Annotated in this window: 2 pseudogenes; both read right to left on the bottom strand. The window is 54.5% G+C overall.

The window, feature by feature from the left end:
- Positions 1-129, bottom strand: a pseudogene (locus AC0L3P_RS40175) (transposase); the annotation flags it as partial.
- A 1-nt stretch (position 130) separates the two neighbouring features.
- Positions 131-277 (bottom strand): annotated as a pseudogene (locus AC0L3P_RS40170) (IS110 family transposase); the annotation flags it as partial.
- Positions 278-363 lie beyond the last annotated feature (86 nt).

Here is a 363-nt window from a genome sequence, read left to right as displayed (position 1 = left end):
AATCCAGAGTGGGACTTTCAAGCCTCGTTTAGCAAGCTTGATGATAGAGGTCGCACCAACGATCAGGAGCGTCCGTACTTGCCGATTTCCGCGCTTTGATATCGCGCCGAGCCTTTCTTTCCCGCCGCTCCACGCAAGCTGGAAGGCTTCGAAAGAAGGGCAGAACCTGCGATCGCCGCAATGTGCGACGAACCAAGACTTTCCCGTTTTCGGCGATGCCGTGAACTTGAAAGATCGACTTGGCCAAATCCAAACCCACCGTGATAATCTTCTCCATGGAACGGTCCTTCCTTTGTGGCGCCTCTCTACGCGACCACGTTAGGCACTTTTGATGCCGGTTCGAAGGGCCGTTCCACACCATCA

The organism is Bradyrhizobium sp. WSM4874, assembly GCF_055811835.1.
The sequence above is the reverse complement of the archived record's forward strand: the minus strand, read 5'-3'. Positions and strand labels throughout refer to the sequence as shown.